Consider the following 15,199-nt stretch of genomic DNA (forward strand, 5'->3'; position numbering starts at 1 on the left):
CGACCCACGGTTCCCAGGGCGAGATGCGGGCGCATCAGCGCTTCCGGCGAAGAGCGGCAAGCACACTCGCTGGCTGTCCGTCGTACAGGATGTGCGGCTCATCTTCGGTCGGCGGGGAGAAGCGGCCCGCATGCCTGAGCAGATCTTCCTCGCTGAACTCGATGCTGTTCGCATCAATCAGCGATTGCTCGTTGCGCTTCCGGATCCGGTCCCAGCGCTCCTCATGCGGCACAGGCAAGTAGATGAGGACGGGCTCGCCGCCAGCCTCCATCACGGTCGCTGCCCACTGGCCCCGCTCTTCCGGAGTCCAGAAGCCGTGGTCGACCACGGTGTCACGTCCGGCCGCCAGGAGTTCCTGGAGCTTAAGGGCAATGTCCTTGAGCACGGGCGCTTCCCGGATCCTGAACTGCCCGCGGGGGAAGTCCCTGCCGTAGTGGCCATAGCGCCGGAACATCTCTTCGTCGGGGCAGAGGCGCCGGAACCCGGCCTCTTCCAGGGCGCGGGCGAGGGTCGTTTTGCCAGCGCCCTGGAGACCGGACATGAGAATCGCGCGAGGCGCGGGGCCCGGCCGGCCGGACAAAGCGGCGGAGGTGCGGGTGATCTCGAATCGTCCTTCCAGCGTGAGGGTGTCGGTGCGCTCGGCTCGAAGGAGCTGGCTGAGGCGGGCTTCGAGGCAGGAGACGAGCGTGTCGTCCAATCCGGCGGCGTAGGGCGGGGTCACCGCCGCACCTCTGACGTCGTGCGACGGGTGCGGCCTGGGGCTCCCAAATCCACCCCGTACTCCAGCAGCTCACCGTCGGCGTCCAGGAAGCGCGCGGTCAGCACAAGGATTGCCGCGACAGTGTCGGGCTCCAGCTCCAGTACCTCGAGGTCGCGTTTCGTCGCGATGCGAGCAGTCTCCTCATCCACGCGCCTAGCGACGTGCCGGCCAGTAGCCCGAGCGATCAAGTCGAGCGACAACCCGCCCTTGAGCCGCTCGCTCCGCGCCAATTCGGGTACGGCCTGGGCGAACTCTGCCGGGATCCACGAGGTGGAGTGGGAGACGATGCCATGACCGTCCCGGTAGACACGGCTACGGCGAACCACGTCGTCACCAGGCGAAATGCCCAGCGCGTGGGCGACGTCTTCGGGAGCATCGACTATGCCGGCGGTGTGGCCGGACGACTTCTCGCCGACGCCCCACGACGACTGTGTCTTGCCGCTGCGGTCGTGTCGTTCCGCCCCGGAGGACAGCGAGATGGGGCGTGCCATCACCTCGGTGCCGACGCCGGGGATGCCCTGTACGAGCTTCTCTTCGCGCAGCAGCCGCATGGCGCGGTCTGCTGTGGCTGTGCTGACCTCCCACTCGGTTGCAAGCGTCTTGATGCTGGGCAGAAGGTCCCCCGGCGAAAGCTCCCCAGAGCTGATCAGGTCGCGGTAGTGGCCCGCGATGCGCGCGTACGGCGGCCGATTGTCGGCTCGGGGTGGCCCTGACATGTGCCTTCGCCTCCTTCAAATTCTCTCTGGGTGCCTCACTATACCGCTTGACACCTGAGGGTACCTGATGCAACCTGATGTATGTAAGTCGCCGGTGATCCTCCGGGAGCACCGAGTGAGCACCATCGCAGCAGATCGCCACCTCGGTGGCCGGAGTCCAAAGCCCTAGCCACCTCGGTGGCCGGAGCCCGAGGCACCTCTAACTCCTCCGCCCATGGCTGCAGCGAGTACCACCCCGCAGCGCTGATGCGTTGTCTGTCCTTCAGGACGCCGGTTCGTCGTGCGGCCTGGAGGGCGGAGAGAGCACCTGCGATGCACTCCTGCCACTTTGTAGAAGGAGCCCTCATGCTTACGCGAACCCGTGATCTCACCGCTCAGAAGCGTCCGCGCCGGGCCCGGTCCCGCGCCATCAGCACTCTCCCCCCGCTGGTCGTCTCCAGCCTCAAGCCGCACGAAGTCGACCTCGCCTATTCCACGCTGGTCTGCCCCACCTGCCGCACCTGGGTGCCGATCAGCGCGCTGCACAGCGCGCGGCCCAAGCTGGTCCCCCACCACACGGAGAAGGCCGGCACCGAGGACCCGATCCGCTGCCCCGGCAGCCACCGCCTGGTCACCGTCAACCTCACCGTCGACCAGTGGTTCCAGCGGCTGGAAGAGGGCCTGACCCAGACGGCCGGCCGACGCTCCACCCGCGTGATCCGTAAGCCGAAGACCGGTTCGACCCCCGCCGTCATGCAGATCGTCGGCGGCACCATCGACGACAAGACGGCCCGCAAGCTGGACGAAGCCCACGTCCGCGGCTGCTCCGCCTGCTCCATCAAGGACGACAAGGGCAACATCCTGCGCGCCGCCGACCTCACCTCCCGGTGCACGGACGGCCGCCGCCTCGCCCAGCTCGCCGCGCACACCAAGCGCCTCGCCCCCGCCCGCCGCAAGGCACAGATGGACCGTGAGGACTGGAACGACCGCCGCGCCTGGGGCCTGCGCCTGCTGCACGAGCAGCAGTGGCAGAACGTCTCGGAGCCGGTCGCCGACGCCGACTTCCGGCGCGTCCGTGACACCTTGGCCGCGCTGATCCAGACGCTCAACCCGCGCAAGGCCGACGCCCCGCAGCTCACCGACTGGGAGCGCGCCGACCTGATGAGCGCGATCACTCTCCTGGCGACGCAGGAAGAGCAGCTCACCCGGTAGAACCGCACGAACCGCCACGGCCCCGGCCATCCCGATCGCTCGGGGAGGCCGGGGCCGTGGCTGCTCGTACACGCAGACCACCGACAGACAAGCGCGTACCCCTCAGCAGCGCGTCGCCGCCCAGCTGGAGGCGGCTCACAGGCAGCTGACCAAGCCCGGCCTGAGCCGCCGTGACCGCGCTCGGGTCGCTGACCGCATTCACCAGCTCAAGCAGAAGGTCAGCGACCTCGGTCGCTGACCTTGCAGCCTGCGCTGCCCGCCGGTCACCGACCTGCCGCACAGGAGCCCGGTGATCGGCGGAGTGCGCAGGACGCACTTCCCCTCCCCTCCGACATCAGGAGACTCATGGACTCCCGGATTTCGCACACCTACTTCGGCCCGACGCCGCAGGCCCGCTACGTGACGCCAGGCATGAGCCAGGAAATGGCGTACCGCCTGATCGGCATCAACGCCCTCGCCGGGGTCAAGCCGGTCGTCTACACCCGCACCACGACGGGTGAGCCGCTGCGGACCGTTGACGGCAACCGTCTGACGGTCGTCGCGCTGCACGGCAGCGCCCTAAGGGGCGTGATCGAGATCGAGCAAATCTGACCGGCAGCCTGCGCTGCGCGTCGTCGACCGGCCCCGCTTCAACGGCGGCCGGTGGGCGGCGGAGTGCGCAGGGCGCACTGACCCCGATTGGCAGGAGGACATATGGACCGCCTCGACGAAATGCTCGCCCGGGCCGAACAGCAGAGGCGCGAGTTGGAGGAGATGAACGCTGCCTACGAGGCGATTGACCAGGCCGAATACGAGCAGTTCAACGCCGAACAGGACATCCGCGACGCCGAACGCGGCATACAGGGCTGACAGCAGCCCTGCGCTGCCCGTCGGCCACCGTCCCTCCGTTCCCTTACAGACCGGGCCGGTGGCCGGCGGAGTGCGCAGGACGCACTCACGCGACGAACCCCCAGGGCCACACACCCTGGGGGTTCTTGGTGTCGCGGGCACCCCTTCCACACCACCAGGGATCACCCACATGACCATCATCCACCGTGCTCGCCTGATCGGAGCCGCCGCATGATGCCCAGCGCCACCACCATCCTGCCCAGCGCCGCCGACGAAATCGGCCCCCGCCACCCCGGCGCGATCTACCAGAACGTCGACGGAAGGTTCGAGGTCTTAGCCCGCGTCACCGACCCGCGTGAGGCCGCCAAGCTGCTGCACCGCAAGGGCGCCCGGTGGGCGCTCATCGTCCGCGACACCCTGCGTCCGGACGGGCAGCCGTTCGCGATCGGGTCGGCGTGGACGACGTCCGACTACCTGCTGCGCGAGGGCACTTCGGGCCCGGCCTACGCCCCGGCCGCCTGACGGTCCGCCACGGTCCCTCTCCCACCCCACCAGAGCGACACGGGGCGGGAGACGGGCCGTGGCTGGCCGTCCGGCCAGCTAAAAGGCGACAGCCCTGGAACTCTCACCTTCCAGGGCTGTCTGGTCAAAAAGGACTCGGAGATCCCCATGACCGCAGCGATCATGACACGGCACGCGGCCCGTACGACAGTGGCCGTGACCAACCCGGAGTACGCGCACCGCCAACTCGGTGACCTCCTGGCGCGCATGGTGCGCCAGTCCGACGCCGGCACCCCCGCGGAGCGCCGGGCCCGCCGCACGCTTCAGGAGATGCTGCCCGGCTACGAGCGGCAGCCGGTGTTAGTCCTGCACCGGCCGGTGATGGCCGACGACGCCTGCGCGTTGTGCGGCCGGTGGAACTGCGACCCGAACAACTGCCCGTCCGCCTCCGTGGCTCCGGAGCCCGCGACGGCCGGAGGCGGGATGCAGTGCGACGTGTGCGGCGGCGTTTTCGGCATGCTGCCGGCGCCTGCCGACACACAGGCCACTGTCCCGGCCCCCACGGCCTGGACGTGCAGCGCGTGCCAGAACCTCGGCCGCTGAATGCCGCACCTGATACAGGCGGCCCGGGTGGCGCAACACGCCGCGGCCCGGGCCGCCGCCACTATCGGCGCCGCTCACCCCCGTACCCGCCTGCTGCTCGCGGCCGCCGCCGCCATCGCCGCGTGGGAGACGGGCCATTGCGTCGCCGAACTGCACCCGCACCGCCGGCCTCGTCACAAGCCGCAGGGCTGACGCTGGCCTATCGGCCGCCGACACAGAACGACCCCGGGGCTCGCATCCCCGGGGCCACTTCGTACTACCGGACCTTCTGGGAGGCCCTTGTGCACACCATCGTACGCACCGCCGCATACGGCTACGGCGCCATCTCCACCGCCGCGCCCGAACGCCCCAGCGCGGCCTGCGCCATCGAGGATCCCGAGCTGTTCTTCCCCATCGGCGACACGGGCCCGGCGCTGCTGCAGATCGAGGAGGCGAAGGCTGTCTGCCGCCGCTGCCCGCTGATCGAGAGCTGCCTCGAAGCCGCCCTGGAACGCAACGAGTCCGGGGTGTGGGGCGGCCTCAGCGAGAAGGAGCGCCGCGCGCTGAAGCGCCGTGCCGCCCGACGTAGTTCCACGCTCTGATCTGCCGCGTTCTGTCGGTTGCCTGACCCGTCCGGCCCGGCCCCGCACCTCGGGGTCGGGCCGGACGCGGTCCAGGGGAGCCGCGCAGCCGCGCCCCTTCCACCACCCCTGACCCCGGAGGCTTTCATGCGTCTGGTTCCGTTACTGACGTCGCTCGACGACAGCGGCCTGCACCGCAGCCTGTCGGACGCCCTGTGCCTGCACACCCCCAGGTGCCCGGCCGCCGACAGCACCGACCGGGAAGCGGCCGCCATTGTGGCGTCCCACCCGGAGCAGGGCTGGAACCTGCTGTGCAACGGCCTGCTGCTCTTCGACGACACCGGCGAGCTGCTGCCCGACGGGCAGACCATCGCCCCGCACAGGCCGGCGCCGCCCGCCGACTACGCCTTCACCCGCTACCGGCACCCGCTGGTCGCCGGATCCGAGCCCGGCCCCTTCGACACGCTCAAGGTGCTCCTCCTCCCGGCCACCGGCAGGGAAGAGGAGCCGCTGCTGCCCGGCGAGGCGTGGACGGACCCGTTGGTCTCCCGTGAGGACCGGCTCCGCCTGTCGACCGAGTACCGGGCCGCACGCACCTGGTGGGGCCGGGCCCGATTCCGTCTCCACGTCCTTCCCTTGCTTCGCCAGGCGGCCCCGCTGTGGCAGGACTGGACCTGTGCCCGCGACACCCTCTTCGCTGCCTTCGAGGCCCTGCGGGCGAGTAGTGACGGGCACTGGCAGGCGGCGCTGCTGCGGCTGACCGAGACGGAGCAGGCCGCCCGTACCGCAGCCGACCGGTTTGACGCGGTCGCCGCGGACATCGCCCAGCTTGCCCACCAGCAGGTGCGCGCTACGGGCGAGGACGAAGACACCCCCTGGTGGCAGGTGGCCAAGGAGATCGGCCTGGACGCCACGGACTGGCCCATCGCCTGGCACGACAACTACCACCGCGCCCCGTGCCGATGGGGCGACCGGCTGGTCGACCGCCTCCAGAGGCAGATCGAGGCGCAGCGCGAGCAGCTCCGCGAAATGCAGGACCTCGCAGACAGCCTGCGCAAGCACCCCTCGCAGCAGCACGCGGCCCACTGAGGCCCCGCTTCGGCTCCACCAGACGCCATTTCGGCAACAGCCGACTGCGTTTCGTGCGCACCCGCCACCGTTTCGCTCACACCCTGAACCGCCCATTCCGGAGGCCCTCATGACACTCACCGACTGGCCGCGAACCGCGGCCGAACCCGACCCCGAGACGGCTCCACCGGCCGCCGTTTCGGGAACGTCTCAGCCGGTTTCGAAGACGACCGGCGCCGTTTCGGACGCGCCGGAGTTCGTTTCGGAGACGGAAAGTGGAACCGGACCAGAGCCCTCCCCCAGGAAGCTGACCGGGAGCCAGAAGCTGGCGGCCGCAGCGATCGTGATCGCCGCGCTCGCCCTCGCGGGCATCGGCCTCTACCTCAGCTTCGAGCACGTCGCGGAGTTCGCCCACAAGAAGCTCCGCTTCAAGTCGCTGGACAAGGGCCGCCTGTTCACGGTCGGCGTCGACGTCGGCATCATGGTGATGATCGCCGTCGACCTGCTGATGGCCTGGCTCCGGCGCCCCATCAACTGGATCCGCTACCCGGTGTGGCTGCTGACCGGCGCGACCGTCGTCCTCAACGCCGCTTCCGGCGCCCCTGAGGGCGCCTGGAAGCTGATCGACTACGTCGCGGCCGGTGCCCACGGTGTCGTGCCGGTCCTCTTCATCACCGTGGTGGAGCTGGGCCGTGACGCCATCGACCGCGTTGTCCGCCCTGAGCAGGCCGAACGCGACTCGATTCCGTGGCTGCGATGGATCCTCGCCCCGTTCGCGACCGCCCGGATCTTCCGCCGGATGCGGCTGTGGGGCGTCACCTCCTACCCGGAGATGATCCGCCGTGACCAGCAGCTCATCGCCTACGAGCAGTGGCTCAAGCGCAAGCACGACGGCGACCTGTCCTCAGCCAGCGAGGACGAACTGCTGCCGATGAAGATGGCCCCGTACGGCTACACCGTCGACCAGGCCCTGGCCATGCCCGACGAGCAGGAACAGGCAGCCCAGGAGCGGGAGGAGGAAGCCGAGCGCCGGCGCCTGGACGCACAGACGCGCAGCGAGGTCGCCCAGGCGGAGTCCGAAGCCGAGCGGCTGCGCGCCAAGGGCAAGGTGGAGGCGGTCCGCGCGGAGGTCGACGGCCAGACCGGCCAGGCCCGTGCGCATGCCCGTGCCCAGGTCAGCGCCGCAGAGCGGGCCGCTGAGCGGGAGGAAGCAGCGCTGGAGACGGCCGTCATCGCCGAAGCCCGGGCCCGTGAGGCGGAGGCGGAGCGAAAGGAGTCCCAGGAGCGCGAGGCGAAGGCCGAAGCGGACCTTCGTACCGCCGAACTGGAGCGCCAGGCAGCCGAGAAGCGGAAGGAAGCGGCGGAGGCCGACCGGGTCGCCGCGGCAGAGGCGCAGGCGATCGAGACGGAGCGTATCGCCGAAGCCCGCAAGGCTACGGCCGAAGCTGACGCGGCCGCTGCCGAAACGGAGAAGGGCGCTGCCGAAACGCGTCGCCTCGCCGCCGAAGCCGACCGACTCACGGCGGAGGAAGAGCAGCGCACGGCGACCGCTCGCGCCAACACGCAGACCGCCCGCGAGCGGGAAGCCGAAACCGAACTCCGCGCCGCCGAAACGCGGCTCGCCGCCGCCGAAACCGAGCGGCGCGCGGTCGAAATCGAGGACACCGCGAAGCTCAGCCCGCGCGAGCGGGCGGTCCGCAAGGTCGCGCGCATGGCGCTCGCGGCCGGCGTCGTGCCGGTCGGCCTCGGTGCAGACGAAATCCACCGCGAGCTGTGCCGGGTGATCTCGATCGCCGACGTCCAGCGCGAGTTCGAGGTGTCGTCCACGGACACCGCCTCGAAGTACCGCCAGGAGGCCAGCACCTTGCTCGCCGACGGCTACCACCTCTGATCCACCGTCCGGCACACACCAGTGAGGGCCAGCCCACGGGCATTGGGCTGGCCCTCCGCTGCGACTGCCGGAAGCAGTCACAACCCCACCAGTACACCAGGAGGGAAACCCCGCCGTGAACAGCAACAACGACCCGAACCACTCCCCTCTGCGCGACGTCGCGCAGAGCCCGGAGGCAACTGCCCGGTACCTGGCCGATGTCCAGCGGGTCCTGCTGGACATCGGCAAGAACCTGGAGACCCTCGCGATCGAGACCCGCGTGCACCTGCGCAAGACGCACGTGGAGGGCGACCGCTGGTACCACGCCAGGCTGCGCGCACTGCCCGTCGAAAAGGCTCTCGGACAGGTCCTCAAGAACCTGAATAACCTGACCGAGGGCCTGGAAAAGAGCGCCTATAAGCGCCGCGCCCACGACGAGGCCGTTGTGAATACGGTCAAAGACAGGAAGGAAAAGGAGATCGAAAGGCAGCGGAAGAAGAACCCGCCGACCCTCCAGGCCGCACCCAGCGCCCCGCAGGAGGGTGCACAAAACCAGAATTCCGGCTACAGTGGTCCCACGTCGATTTACGACCTCGGTCGGGAGTCGGCGTGACGCGCCCCCTCAGCAGTGCCGAACGCTCAATTCAGGGACGGAACGGCTGGCTGCAGGAAGAAGAGCGCAAGGCGATCGAAAGTCGCGGTGAAATCGGCCGGATGGAATTCTGGCTCCGCGTTACTCGATCCGAAATCACCAGGGAAGTCAAAGCCGGTCGCGGCGATGTCATCACCGCGTTCACGCTGGTCTGCCGCCTCTTCAAGCTCGTGCTGGAGAAGCGGCAGGCGGGCGACCCGCGGCTGTTCGACCACCTCATGCAGTACGCGGACACCGTCCTCAAGCAGCACGGCCCGCGTAACTGAGCGTCACCCACGAAGGCCCCGCCGGACTCCGGCGGGGCCTCGCGCGCGTAGAGCGTGCACACGTGCACGTGCACGCGCGTGCACACGAGACCCCACTGTCTGTCAAGTCCCCCTGAAGGGAGGTGCACCGTGTCCGACGAGTCCGACGACACCGGCGGCGGGACCCTGGTCCAGGGTCCCTGGAGCGGTGATTCCATGTACACGCTGCCGCCGATCCCGGATTTCATCGACACCATTCCAGCGCCGGAAGACATTCCGGAGGCTCCCCCGGAGCGCCCGGAAGAGACGACGATGGAACTGCCGCCGATTCCTGCCGCCCCGGACCCGGCGACGGCACTGCGTTCCGGAGGAATTACCGCACCGGAAACCGGTGAAGACGAAAGCGAATACGAGGAAGGTGAATACGAGCAGCCTCGTTCTCTCGCTGACCGTCTCGGTGACTGGCTGGAATTCCGGCTGGAAAAGGCGCGGGCCGACCATGAAAGCGAAGCGCCTTTCCGTGAGGCTGAAATAGCACGGAAGGCGGCGCTGCTGGAGGGCCGCACCGCGCAGGAAGTCGCGATGATGGAGCAGAACGGAAAGCTCCACGCCGCGATGATGAAAGCGAAGGGCGACAAGGCGGCGGCGCGCGGAAAGGCCGACGCCGACCGCACGAAGTCGTCCAGCTCGAGCTCCGGCCTGGGGGCGGACAAGGGCCGCTCGAAGGCCGGCAGCGGGGGCGGGTCCTCGCGCGGCCCGTCCCGCAACAGCTCGGGCCCGGGATTGAACCGGTCCGGCGGCTCGCGCGGCTCCAACTCCGGCGGCCCCGGCGGCCGTTCTGGGCCCGGATCGACCGGGGGCGGCGGAGGCGCCAAGGGCGGCTCGAAGGGCTCCCAGACGGGCTCTGGCAGCCGCGCAGCCGGTTCCGGGCGCAGCGGTGCGTCCGGTGGGTCGAAAGGCTCTCAGACGGGCTCTGGCGGATCCGGCCGGAACGGTAACTCCAAGGGCGACAGCGCAAGTCAGGCGTCCGGAGCCCGCACTGAGCGGGCCCGCGGCCGCCAGGAGCGCGCCGGGGCCCGGCAGGCCGGGCGGCAGGAGCGGCGCAGCGCCGGGCACGCCGCCGGCCTCGCGGACCGGACCAAGGACCGCGACCAGGCCCGCGCCCAGCGGCAGCAGGCGTGGCAGGACCGCCGCGCGAAGCGGCAGGAGCGGGACGCGGCACGGAAGGCGACGCGGGAAGCCGCAGCGGCCGGTCCGGGCCGCACCACGCTGGGCAAGGCCGTCGGCGAGGAAGCCCAGCGCCGCTGGGACAAGCGCCGCGCCGACGCGAAGGACGCTGGGGAGACGAAGGACGCCAAGCCCGGTCCCGAGAAGGTGAACCCGACCAAGGACAAGGACTCCAAAGCCAAGGGCAAGGGCACCGACGGGAAGGCCGCCAAGGACGGCCCTGACAAGGGCTCCAGCGCCAAGAAAGACGGCACAGCGGGCGATCCGCCGGGCACCGACTCAACGGGCGGCGACGGGACGTCTGACGGTGCGAAGAAGCGGCGCCGGTTCCGGCGGCGGCGCACCGGCGGCACGGACCGGGCCGGACGACGCGGACGTACCCGCCGCGCAGGCCGCACCGGCCGGGCAGGGCGCGGTCGTACGGCTGGTGCCGGTCGGCGAAGCCGGCCGACGGACAGCCCGTTCGGTGCGGAGGACACCATCCCGACGGTGGAGTGGCCCGACCGCCCCACCCGCCGGCCGCGCACCGACGCCAAGGGCGAGGACGACATCGTCGACGCCTACATCGTCCCTGACGGCCCTGCGGCCGTCACGACCGGCGCGAGGAGCCTGCCGCCCGCGCCGGAGAAGCACACCAAACGGCCCGGCACCAGCCGACCCGTCAGCACGGAAGGGAGCAGCGTGAGCAGCTCGCAAGTCAGCAGGCCGTCCGGGCGCAGCGGCCTGGCCACCCAGCACCGCACGGACATCACGTTCGACGAGTTCCTGATGGCGATGGCGAAGATCGCCATCCGGGCCGGCATGGACCAGGAACGGGCCGAAGCCCTGGCGAAGTCACTGAGCAAGGTCGCCGACGCCCTGCGGGACATGGCCAGCGACCTGATCGGCGACCACAACATCTCCACGCAGGTCACCGACCTGATCGCGAATCTCGCGGACGCCGCGGGCCGTATGAAGGGGCAGGCCGAACGGTGTGCCGAGCAGTGCGGCGTCGCCAAGGAGGCCGCCACGCTCGCAGCCCGCGAAGTCGCCCGGGTCTACGGCCAGGACATGGCCGCCAAGGAAGACGCGGGCCTGACGTACGCGTCGGCCGCCGCCCACCACGACTAGAAAGTGAGGAAAGACGCTGATGAGCAGCGACCCGGCGCCCCGCAAGACCAGCGCATCACCCGCCCCGTCCGACGACGACAACCGTTACAAGGCCGTCCAGGCCAAACTCCTCAGGCTGGGCAAGGCCATGGATGACGCCACCCTGGAACTGGAGTCGCTGAGGCGCAGCATGAACGCCAACGCCTCCCGCACCGAGGACGTGGCCCGCGACATCGCCGACGCCGGCCTGGACGTCAAGTACGTGGAGCTGACCAACCTGGTGGCCGTCGCCCTGGGCGGCGCCGCGATCGAGGTCCGCAAGCTGGCCGACACCGCTGAGGAGACCGCCGACCTCACCCACCAGACCCGGCGCACCCACTCAGGGCTGTACGGGGCGCTGGACGACATCCGCTCCAACCGGCGTGAGAAGACGCCCCGCCCGGGGTTCTTCAACCGCTGACCCCTCCCCTCCCCCACCCTTCCACGGGCGGCCCCGCAGCTGCGGGGCCGCCCGTGCTCATTCGCCGAAGGAGAAGCCGGTGACCACGCCGCGCAGTGCCGCGCTCGAACGCCTCGCCTACACCCTCGCCGCGCCCGTGCTGGCCGTGGCCCCGAACATGTACCCCGACAGCCCCGTCAACCAGGTCGTGCAGCTGGCCGGCGCAGCCGGGGCCGCCGGATGGTTCCTCGCCGCCAGGAGCAATGAGATCGGTGCCGGACGCAAGATGCTGCGCTGGTCCCCGCTGGTCCTGGCCGCCGCCGTCGACGTCGCCGCCAAGACGACCACCGGCTGGGGCCCGTACTGGATGGACGGGCTGCTTGCCGCCAGCTGGGCGGCCGCCGGGCTGCTGGTGATGCCGTTCTCCCGGCACACCCGTCACCGTCCCGCCGTCGCCGCCCCGGCCCCGCAGCAGGCGAGCGCCGAAGCCCCCGAGCCCTCGGTGGCGCAGCCGGACGACGGAGCCGACCTGCTCACCCGCGACGCGCGGATTCTGTGGGAGCAGGCCGGGATGCCCGGCCGCACGCACATCGTCAAAGCCACCCGGCACCCCGGCCAGCAGCACGACATGACGATCCTGCTGCGCGCCTCGGAGACCGGCCGGCCGATCACCGGCCTGTCGGAAGCCGCGGTCGCCGCCCCGTTCGGCGTGCACTCCAGCGACGTCGACCTGGCGGAAGTCGCCATCCAGCCCGGCCGCCAGGGCGGCCCCGGCTGGATGGAAGCCCGCATCACCCCCGACGCCAACGCCCGGCGGCGCACCAAGCCGACCGCACAGGAACGCTGGACGGACCGGGTCGCAGGGCCCAACGGCGGCGCGCCCGGCTCCGAGCTCGTCCACAAGACCCGCGACGACGAAAGGGGGGTGACCTTCTACCGGGCGAAGATGGCCGACTCCACCGACACCCCGCGCATCGACCTCGCCAAGGTCTGCCGCGCACTCGGGCTGCCCGAGGACGACTCCTGCAATTTCGTCCTCATCGACGGCTCGGAGTTCCTGATCAGCGCGTTCGACGAGCCGCCGCTGTCGCAGATCTTCTCCGCCACCCGCGAGCTGCTCACCCCGGACGCCAAGGGCATGTACGTGTGCGGCGTCACCATCACCGGCCAGCCGGTGAGGACCATGGTGTACCAGCACGACAAGAACGCCGCAGCCCACGGCCTCACCCTCGGGGTGTCCCGGTCGGGCAAGACGCAGTACTTCGCGATCCACATGGCCGCCCAGTCCCTGGACGGCCAGGTGGTGTGGCTGTCCACCGTCCGCAAAGACGAGAAGACGACCACGCTCGGCAGGTACATCGACCGGCAGGGCTCGAACGCACTGTGGATGGCGCGGCAGCTGCGGGCGGCGAAGGCGCTGTGCGAGATCAGGGCGGAGATGCCCTGGCCGCACGACGGCCAGCCGCACGACTACAAGCCGGGCGACACACGCTGCCCGTACCGGCAGCTGAACGTGTACGCGGATGAGTTCATGACCGCGGCGCAGGACGGGGACTTCGGCGAGTTCATCCAGAAGGACGGCGAGGACCTCACGGTCACCGGCCTGAAGTACGGCATCGGCTTCAACCCGGCCGGCCAGTCGCCGTTCGCGCACAACGGGTTCTCCACCGAGATGAAGGACAACCTGCGGCAGAACTCCCGGCCGGTCATCTTCAACATGGGCTCGCCAGGCGCCACCCGCAAGGCAGCGGAGGGCACCATGGAGAACGCCTACGACGTGCCGACCATCCCCGCCCGCTACTCCCGCAGCGAGGGCTCCGCGATCGAGCGGGCCATGCGGGGCGAGGCCGACCCGGAAAACGGCGTCTCCACGGGCGGCGTCGCGGTCATCGTCCTCGACAACGGCCGCGCCGTGCTCATGCGGTCGCTGTACGCGGACTTCGACACCGACCTCTCCGGGCTCTTCCCCGACGAGGTCAACCGGCTCACCGACTACGAGGTCGCGGAGCTGACCAAGCGCGGCCTGTGGTTCGACTGGAACGAGCCCGTCAGGCCCGGCGAGTTCTGGCCCGAGCCCGACGAGGACGACGACGGCGAGAGCCGCTCCCGCCGACGCGGCGGCGGAGGCGGCGGCAAGGGCGGAGGCGGGCGTGGCCCCAAAGGCGGCGGCCGCCGCTCCGAGCAGCTCGCCTCTCCCCGCCAGGCGCTGGAGGCCATCAGGAACCTCACCGACGCCTGATCACACCCACCCATCCCTGGGGCCGGCCCGCCCGAGCGCGGCCGGCCCCACCCCACCCCTTGCGAAGGAGCACCGCCGCCGTGGCCCTGTCCATCTCCGCCGCCGTACTGCTGGCCATCATCGTCTTCGTCCTGCTCAAGGGCGGATACGTCCGCATCGGCCCCGCGCTGGCCTGCACGCTGTTCGGCTTCACCCTCGCCGCGACCGGCCTGGCCCCGACCATCAACCTTGGCCTCGCCTCGCTCGCCGGATTGATCTCCAGCTTCTGACTACGCCTCGGTCCACGGCGGGTCATGCGTGTAGTTGAGCCCGTCGCAGAAGCGGCAGTCCCACTCCGCGGGCACCTCCCACTTGTCGACCCAGAAGCCGACCTGCTTGCCCACGAAGAAGTTGTCCCCGCCGCACCATCCGCACTCGAAGACGAACTCCACCCGAACCCCCTTCCCCGCGCCTGCTGGTTCGAGGATGCCTGGGGCGCGTAGCCGGTGACTACCCACCGCCAGCGCCCAACTCCCCTGCTGCACGACGCCGAAGGGCGCCGCTGGACACCACCAGCGGCGCCCTTCGCGGTCCCGGCCAGGAGCCCACGATGTCCCACACCTTGCCCTCCCCCGCCACCGACCACCCCGCCCCGACTACCCAGGCCGCCACGCCGCCGGTGGAACTGACCCTCGAGGAACGCTTGGCGTTCATCAACGCGGAGATGACCGTGCGGCTGGACGAAGCGGCCGTCGCCTACGAGGTCAACACGGCACACATCCCCATCGAGCCCGTGGACCTGGCCGACGTCATCACCGTCCCCATCGACACCGGGCCCGCCCCGCTCCCGGACCTGTACCCGACCCCGGTGGCTGCCCTCCTGCAGCGCGCTCACCACCGTCTGCTCACCGGCGGCTGGTGCAAGGACGCCCTCATCGACGAGAACGGCTTCCGCTGCATGCTCGGCTCCCTACGCGCCGAAGCGGGCGGCGACCGCGGCCTGGAAGCGGATGCGGCCGCTGTGCTCCTGGACGCGATCCGCCGCGAGTTCGGCAACGACGTCGACTCTGTACCGAGCTTCAACGACGCCTGGGCAAACGGCCGCGTTCCGGTCCGCATGGTTGACCAGGCCGCCCGCCTCGCCGACGCCTGCGGCCTCTAGCCCCTGCTCCGGACCACCTGCCTCGCACCCGAACCCTCGTGGTCGGGTGCGGGCCAGGCCGTCCGGCCCG

18 protein-coding genes and 1 pseudogene are annotated in these 15,199 nt (G+C 70.4%); 16 read left to right on the forward strand and 3 right to left on the reverse strand.

Translation table 11 applies throughout. From position 1 onward, the window contains the following. Nucleotides 1-34 precede the first annotated feature (34 nt). Nucleotides 35-721, reverse strand: a complete 687-nt coding sequence (locus tag AC3ETA_RS35815; protein WP_432197059.1) for a P-loop nucleotide/nucleoside kinase family protein — start codon at nucleotides 719-721, stop codon at nucleotides 35-37. Beyond that, the gene (locus tag AC3ETA_RS35820; RefSeq protein ID WP_381643720.1) at nucleotides 718-1,476 is read right to left on the reverse strand and encodes a GntR family transcriptional regulator; all 759 of its coding nucleotides are present in this window, start codon (nucleotides 1,474-1,476) and stop codon (nucleotides 718-720) included. Before AC3ETA_RS35820 ends, AC3ETA_RS35815 begins: the two co-directional genes overlap by 4 nt. A 345-nt stretch (nucleotides 1,477-1,821) precedes the next feature. On the opposite strand from AC3ETA_RS35820, the gene AC3ETA_RS35825 reads away from it, so the two are divergent. The 15 genes and pseudogenes from AC3ETA_RS35825 (at nucleotide 1,822) to AC3ETA_RS35895 (ending at nucleotide 14,257) form a co-directional block, all read left to right on the forward strand. Continuing rightward, a complete protein-coding gene (locus AC3ETA_RS35825) occupies nucleotides 1,822-2,667 on the forward strand; it encodes a hypothetical protein (protein ID WP_432197060.1) in 846 nt (281 codons plus the stop codon). A 345-nt stretch (nucleotides 2,668-3,012) separates the two neighbouring features. Next, complete coding sequence (locus tag AC3ETA_RS35830; RefSeq protein ID WP_432197061.1) at nucleotides 3,013-3,258, forward strand: hypothetical protein; 246 nt, start codon at nucleotides 3,013-3,015, stop codon at nucleotides 3,256-3,258. 102 nt (nucleotides 3,259-3,360) lie between these two features. Next, nucleotides 3,361-3,516: a hypothetical protein gene (locus AC3ETA_RS35835; protein ID WP_432197062.1), complete on the forward strand. Its 156-nt coding sequence runs from the start codon at nucleotides 3,361-3,363 to the stop codon at nucleotides 3,514-3,516. 210 nt (nucleotides 3,517-3,726) lie between these two features. Then, nucleotides 3,727-4,017, forward strand: a complete 291-nt coding sequence (locus AC3ETA_RS35840) for a hypothetical protein (protein ID WP_432197063.1) — start codon at nucleotides 3,727-3,729, stop codon at nucleotides 4,015-4,017. A gap of 147 nt (nucleotides 4,018-4,164) precedes the next feature. Then, nucleotides 4,165-4,599, forward strand: coding sequence for a hypothetical protein (locus AC3ETA_RS35845; protein WP_432197064.1), 435 nt, complete (start codon nucleotides 4,165-4,167; stop codon nucleotides 4,597-4,599). After that, nucleotides 4,600-4,791 (forward strand): hypothetical protein, encoded by a 192-nt coding sequence (locus tag AC3ETA_RS35850; RefSeq protein ID WP_432197065.1) that lies wholly within the window; start codon nucleotides 4,600-4,602, stop codon nucleotides 4,789-4,791. It begins immediately after the preceding gene. Between the two features lie 131 nt (nucleotides 4,792-4,922). Beyond that, complete coding sequence (locus AC3ETA_RS35855) at nucleotides 4,923-5,180, forward strand: WhiB family transcriptional regulator (RefSeq protein WP_381695360.1); 258 nt, start codon at nucleotides 4,923-4,925, stop codon at nucleotides 5,178-5,180. Nucleotides 5,181-5,372: 192 nt separating this feature from the next. Next, nucleotides 5,373-5,546: pseudogene (locus AC3ETA_RS35860) on the forward strand (DUF5999 family protein); the annotation flags it as partial. An 811-nt stretch (nucleotides 5,547-6,357) separates the two neighbouring features. Next, nucleotides 6,358-8,118, forward strand: a complete 1,761-nt coding sequence (locus AC3ETA_RS35865; protein WP_432197066.1) for a DUF2637 domain-containing protein — start codon at nucleotides 6,358-6,360, stop codon at nucleotides 8,116-8,118. Between the two features lie 115 nt (nucleotides 8,119-8,233). Further along, nucleotides 8,234-8,710, forward strand: a complete 477-nt coding sequence (locus AC3ETA_RS35870; protein ID WP_432197067.1) for a hypothetical protein — start codon at nucleotides 8,234-8,236, stop codon at nucleotides 8,708-8,710. After that, nucleotides 8,707-9,015, forward strand: a complete 309-nt coding sequence (locus tag AC3ETA_RS35875) for a hypothetical protein (protein ID WP_432197068.1) — start codon at nucleotides 8,707-8,709, stop codon at nucleotides 9,013-9,015. Before AC3ETA_RS35870 ends, AC3ETA_RS35875 begins: the two co-directional genes overlap by 4 nt. Before the next feature lie 129 nt (nucleotides 9,016-9,144). Then, complete coding sequence (locus AC3ETA_RS35880) at nucleotides 9,145-11,331, forward strand: ATP/GTP-binding protein (RefSeq protein ID WP_432197069.1); 2,187 nt, start codon at nucleotides 9,145-9,147, stop codon at nucleotides 11,329-11,331. 19 nt (nucleotides 11,332-11,350) lie between these two features. Further along, nucleotides 11,351-11,770 (forward strand): conjugal transfer protein TraB, encoded by a 420-nt coding sequence (locus AC3ETA_RS35885; RefSeq protein WP_432197070.1) that lies wholly within the window; start codon nucleotides 11,351-11,353, stop codon nucleotides 11,768-11,770. A gap of 79 nt (nucleotides 11,771-11,849) precedes the next feature. After that, nucleotides 11,850-13,988: a chromosome segregation protein ParM gene (locus AC3ETA_RS35890; protein ID WP_432197071.1), complete on the forward strand. Its 2,139-nt coding sequence runs from the start codon at nucleotides 11,850-11,852 to the stop codon at nucleotides 13,986-13,988. 80 nt (nucleotides 13,989-14,068) lie between these two features. Continuing rightward, nucleotides 14,069-14,257, forward strand: coding sequence for a hypothetical protein (locus AC3ETA_RS35895; protein WP_432197072.1), 189 nt, complete (start codon nucleotides 14,069-14,071; stop codon nucleotides 14,255-14,257). On the opposite strand, the gene AC3ETA_RS35900 is transcribed toward AC3ETA_RS35895, so the two are convergent. After that, nucleotides 14,258-14,419, reverse strand: coding sequence for a hypothetical protein (locus AC3ETA_RS35900; RefSeq protein ID WP_210595504.1), 162 nt, complete (start codon nucleotides 14,417-14,419; stop codon nucleotides 14,258-14,260). Between the two features lie 158 nt (nucleotides 14,420-14,577). Between AC3ETA_RS35900 and AC3ETA_RS35905 the strand changes: the two genes are divergently transcribed. Continuing rightward, nucleotides 14,578-15,129: a DUF6197 family protein gene (locus AC3ETA_RS35905; RefSeq protein ID WP_432197073.1), complete on the forward strand. Its 552-nt coding sequence runs from the start codon at nucleotides 14,578-14,580 to the stop codon at nucleotides 15,127-15,129. Nucleotides 15,130-15,199 lie beyond the last annotated feature (70 nt).

It is taken from the genome of Streptomyces sp. bgisy027, from assembly GCF_057710365.1.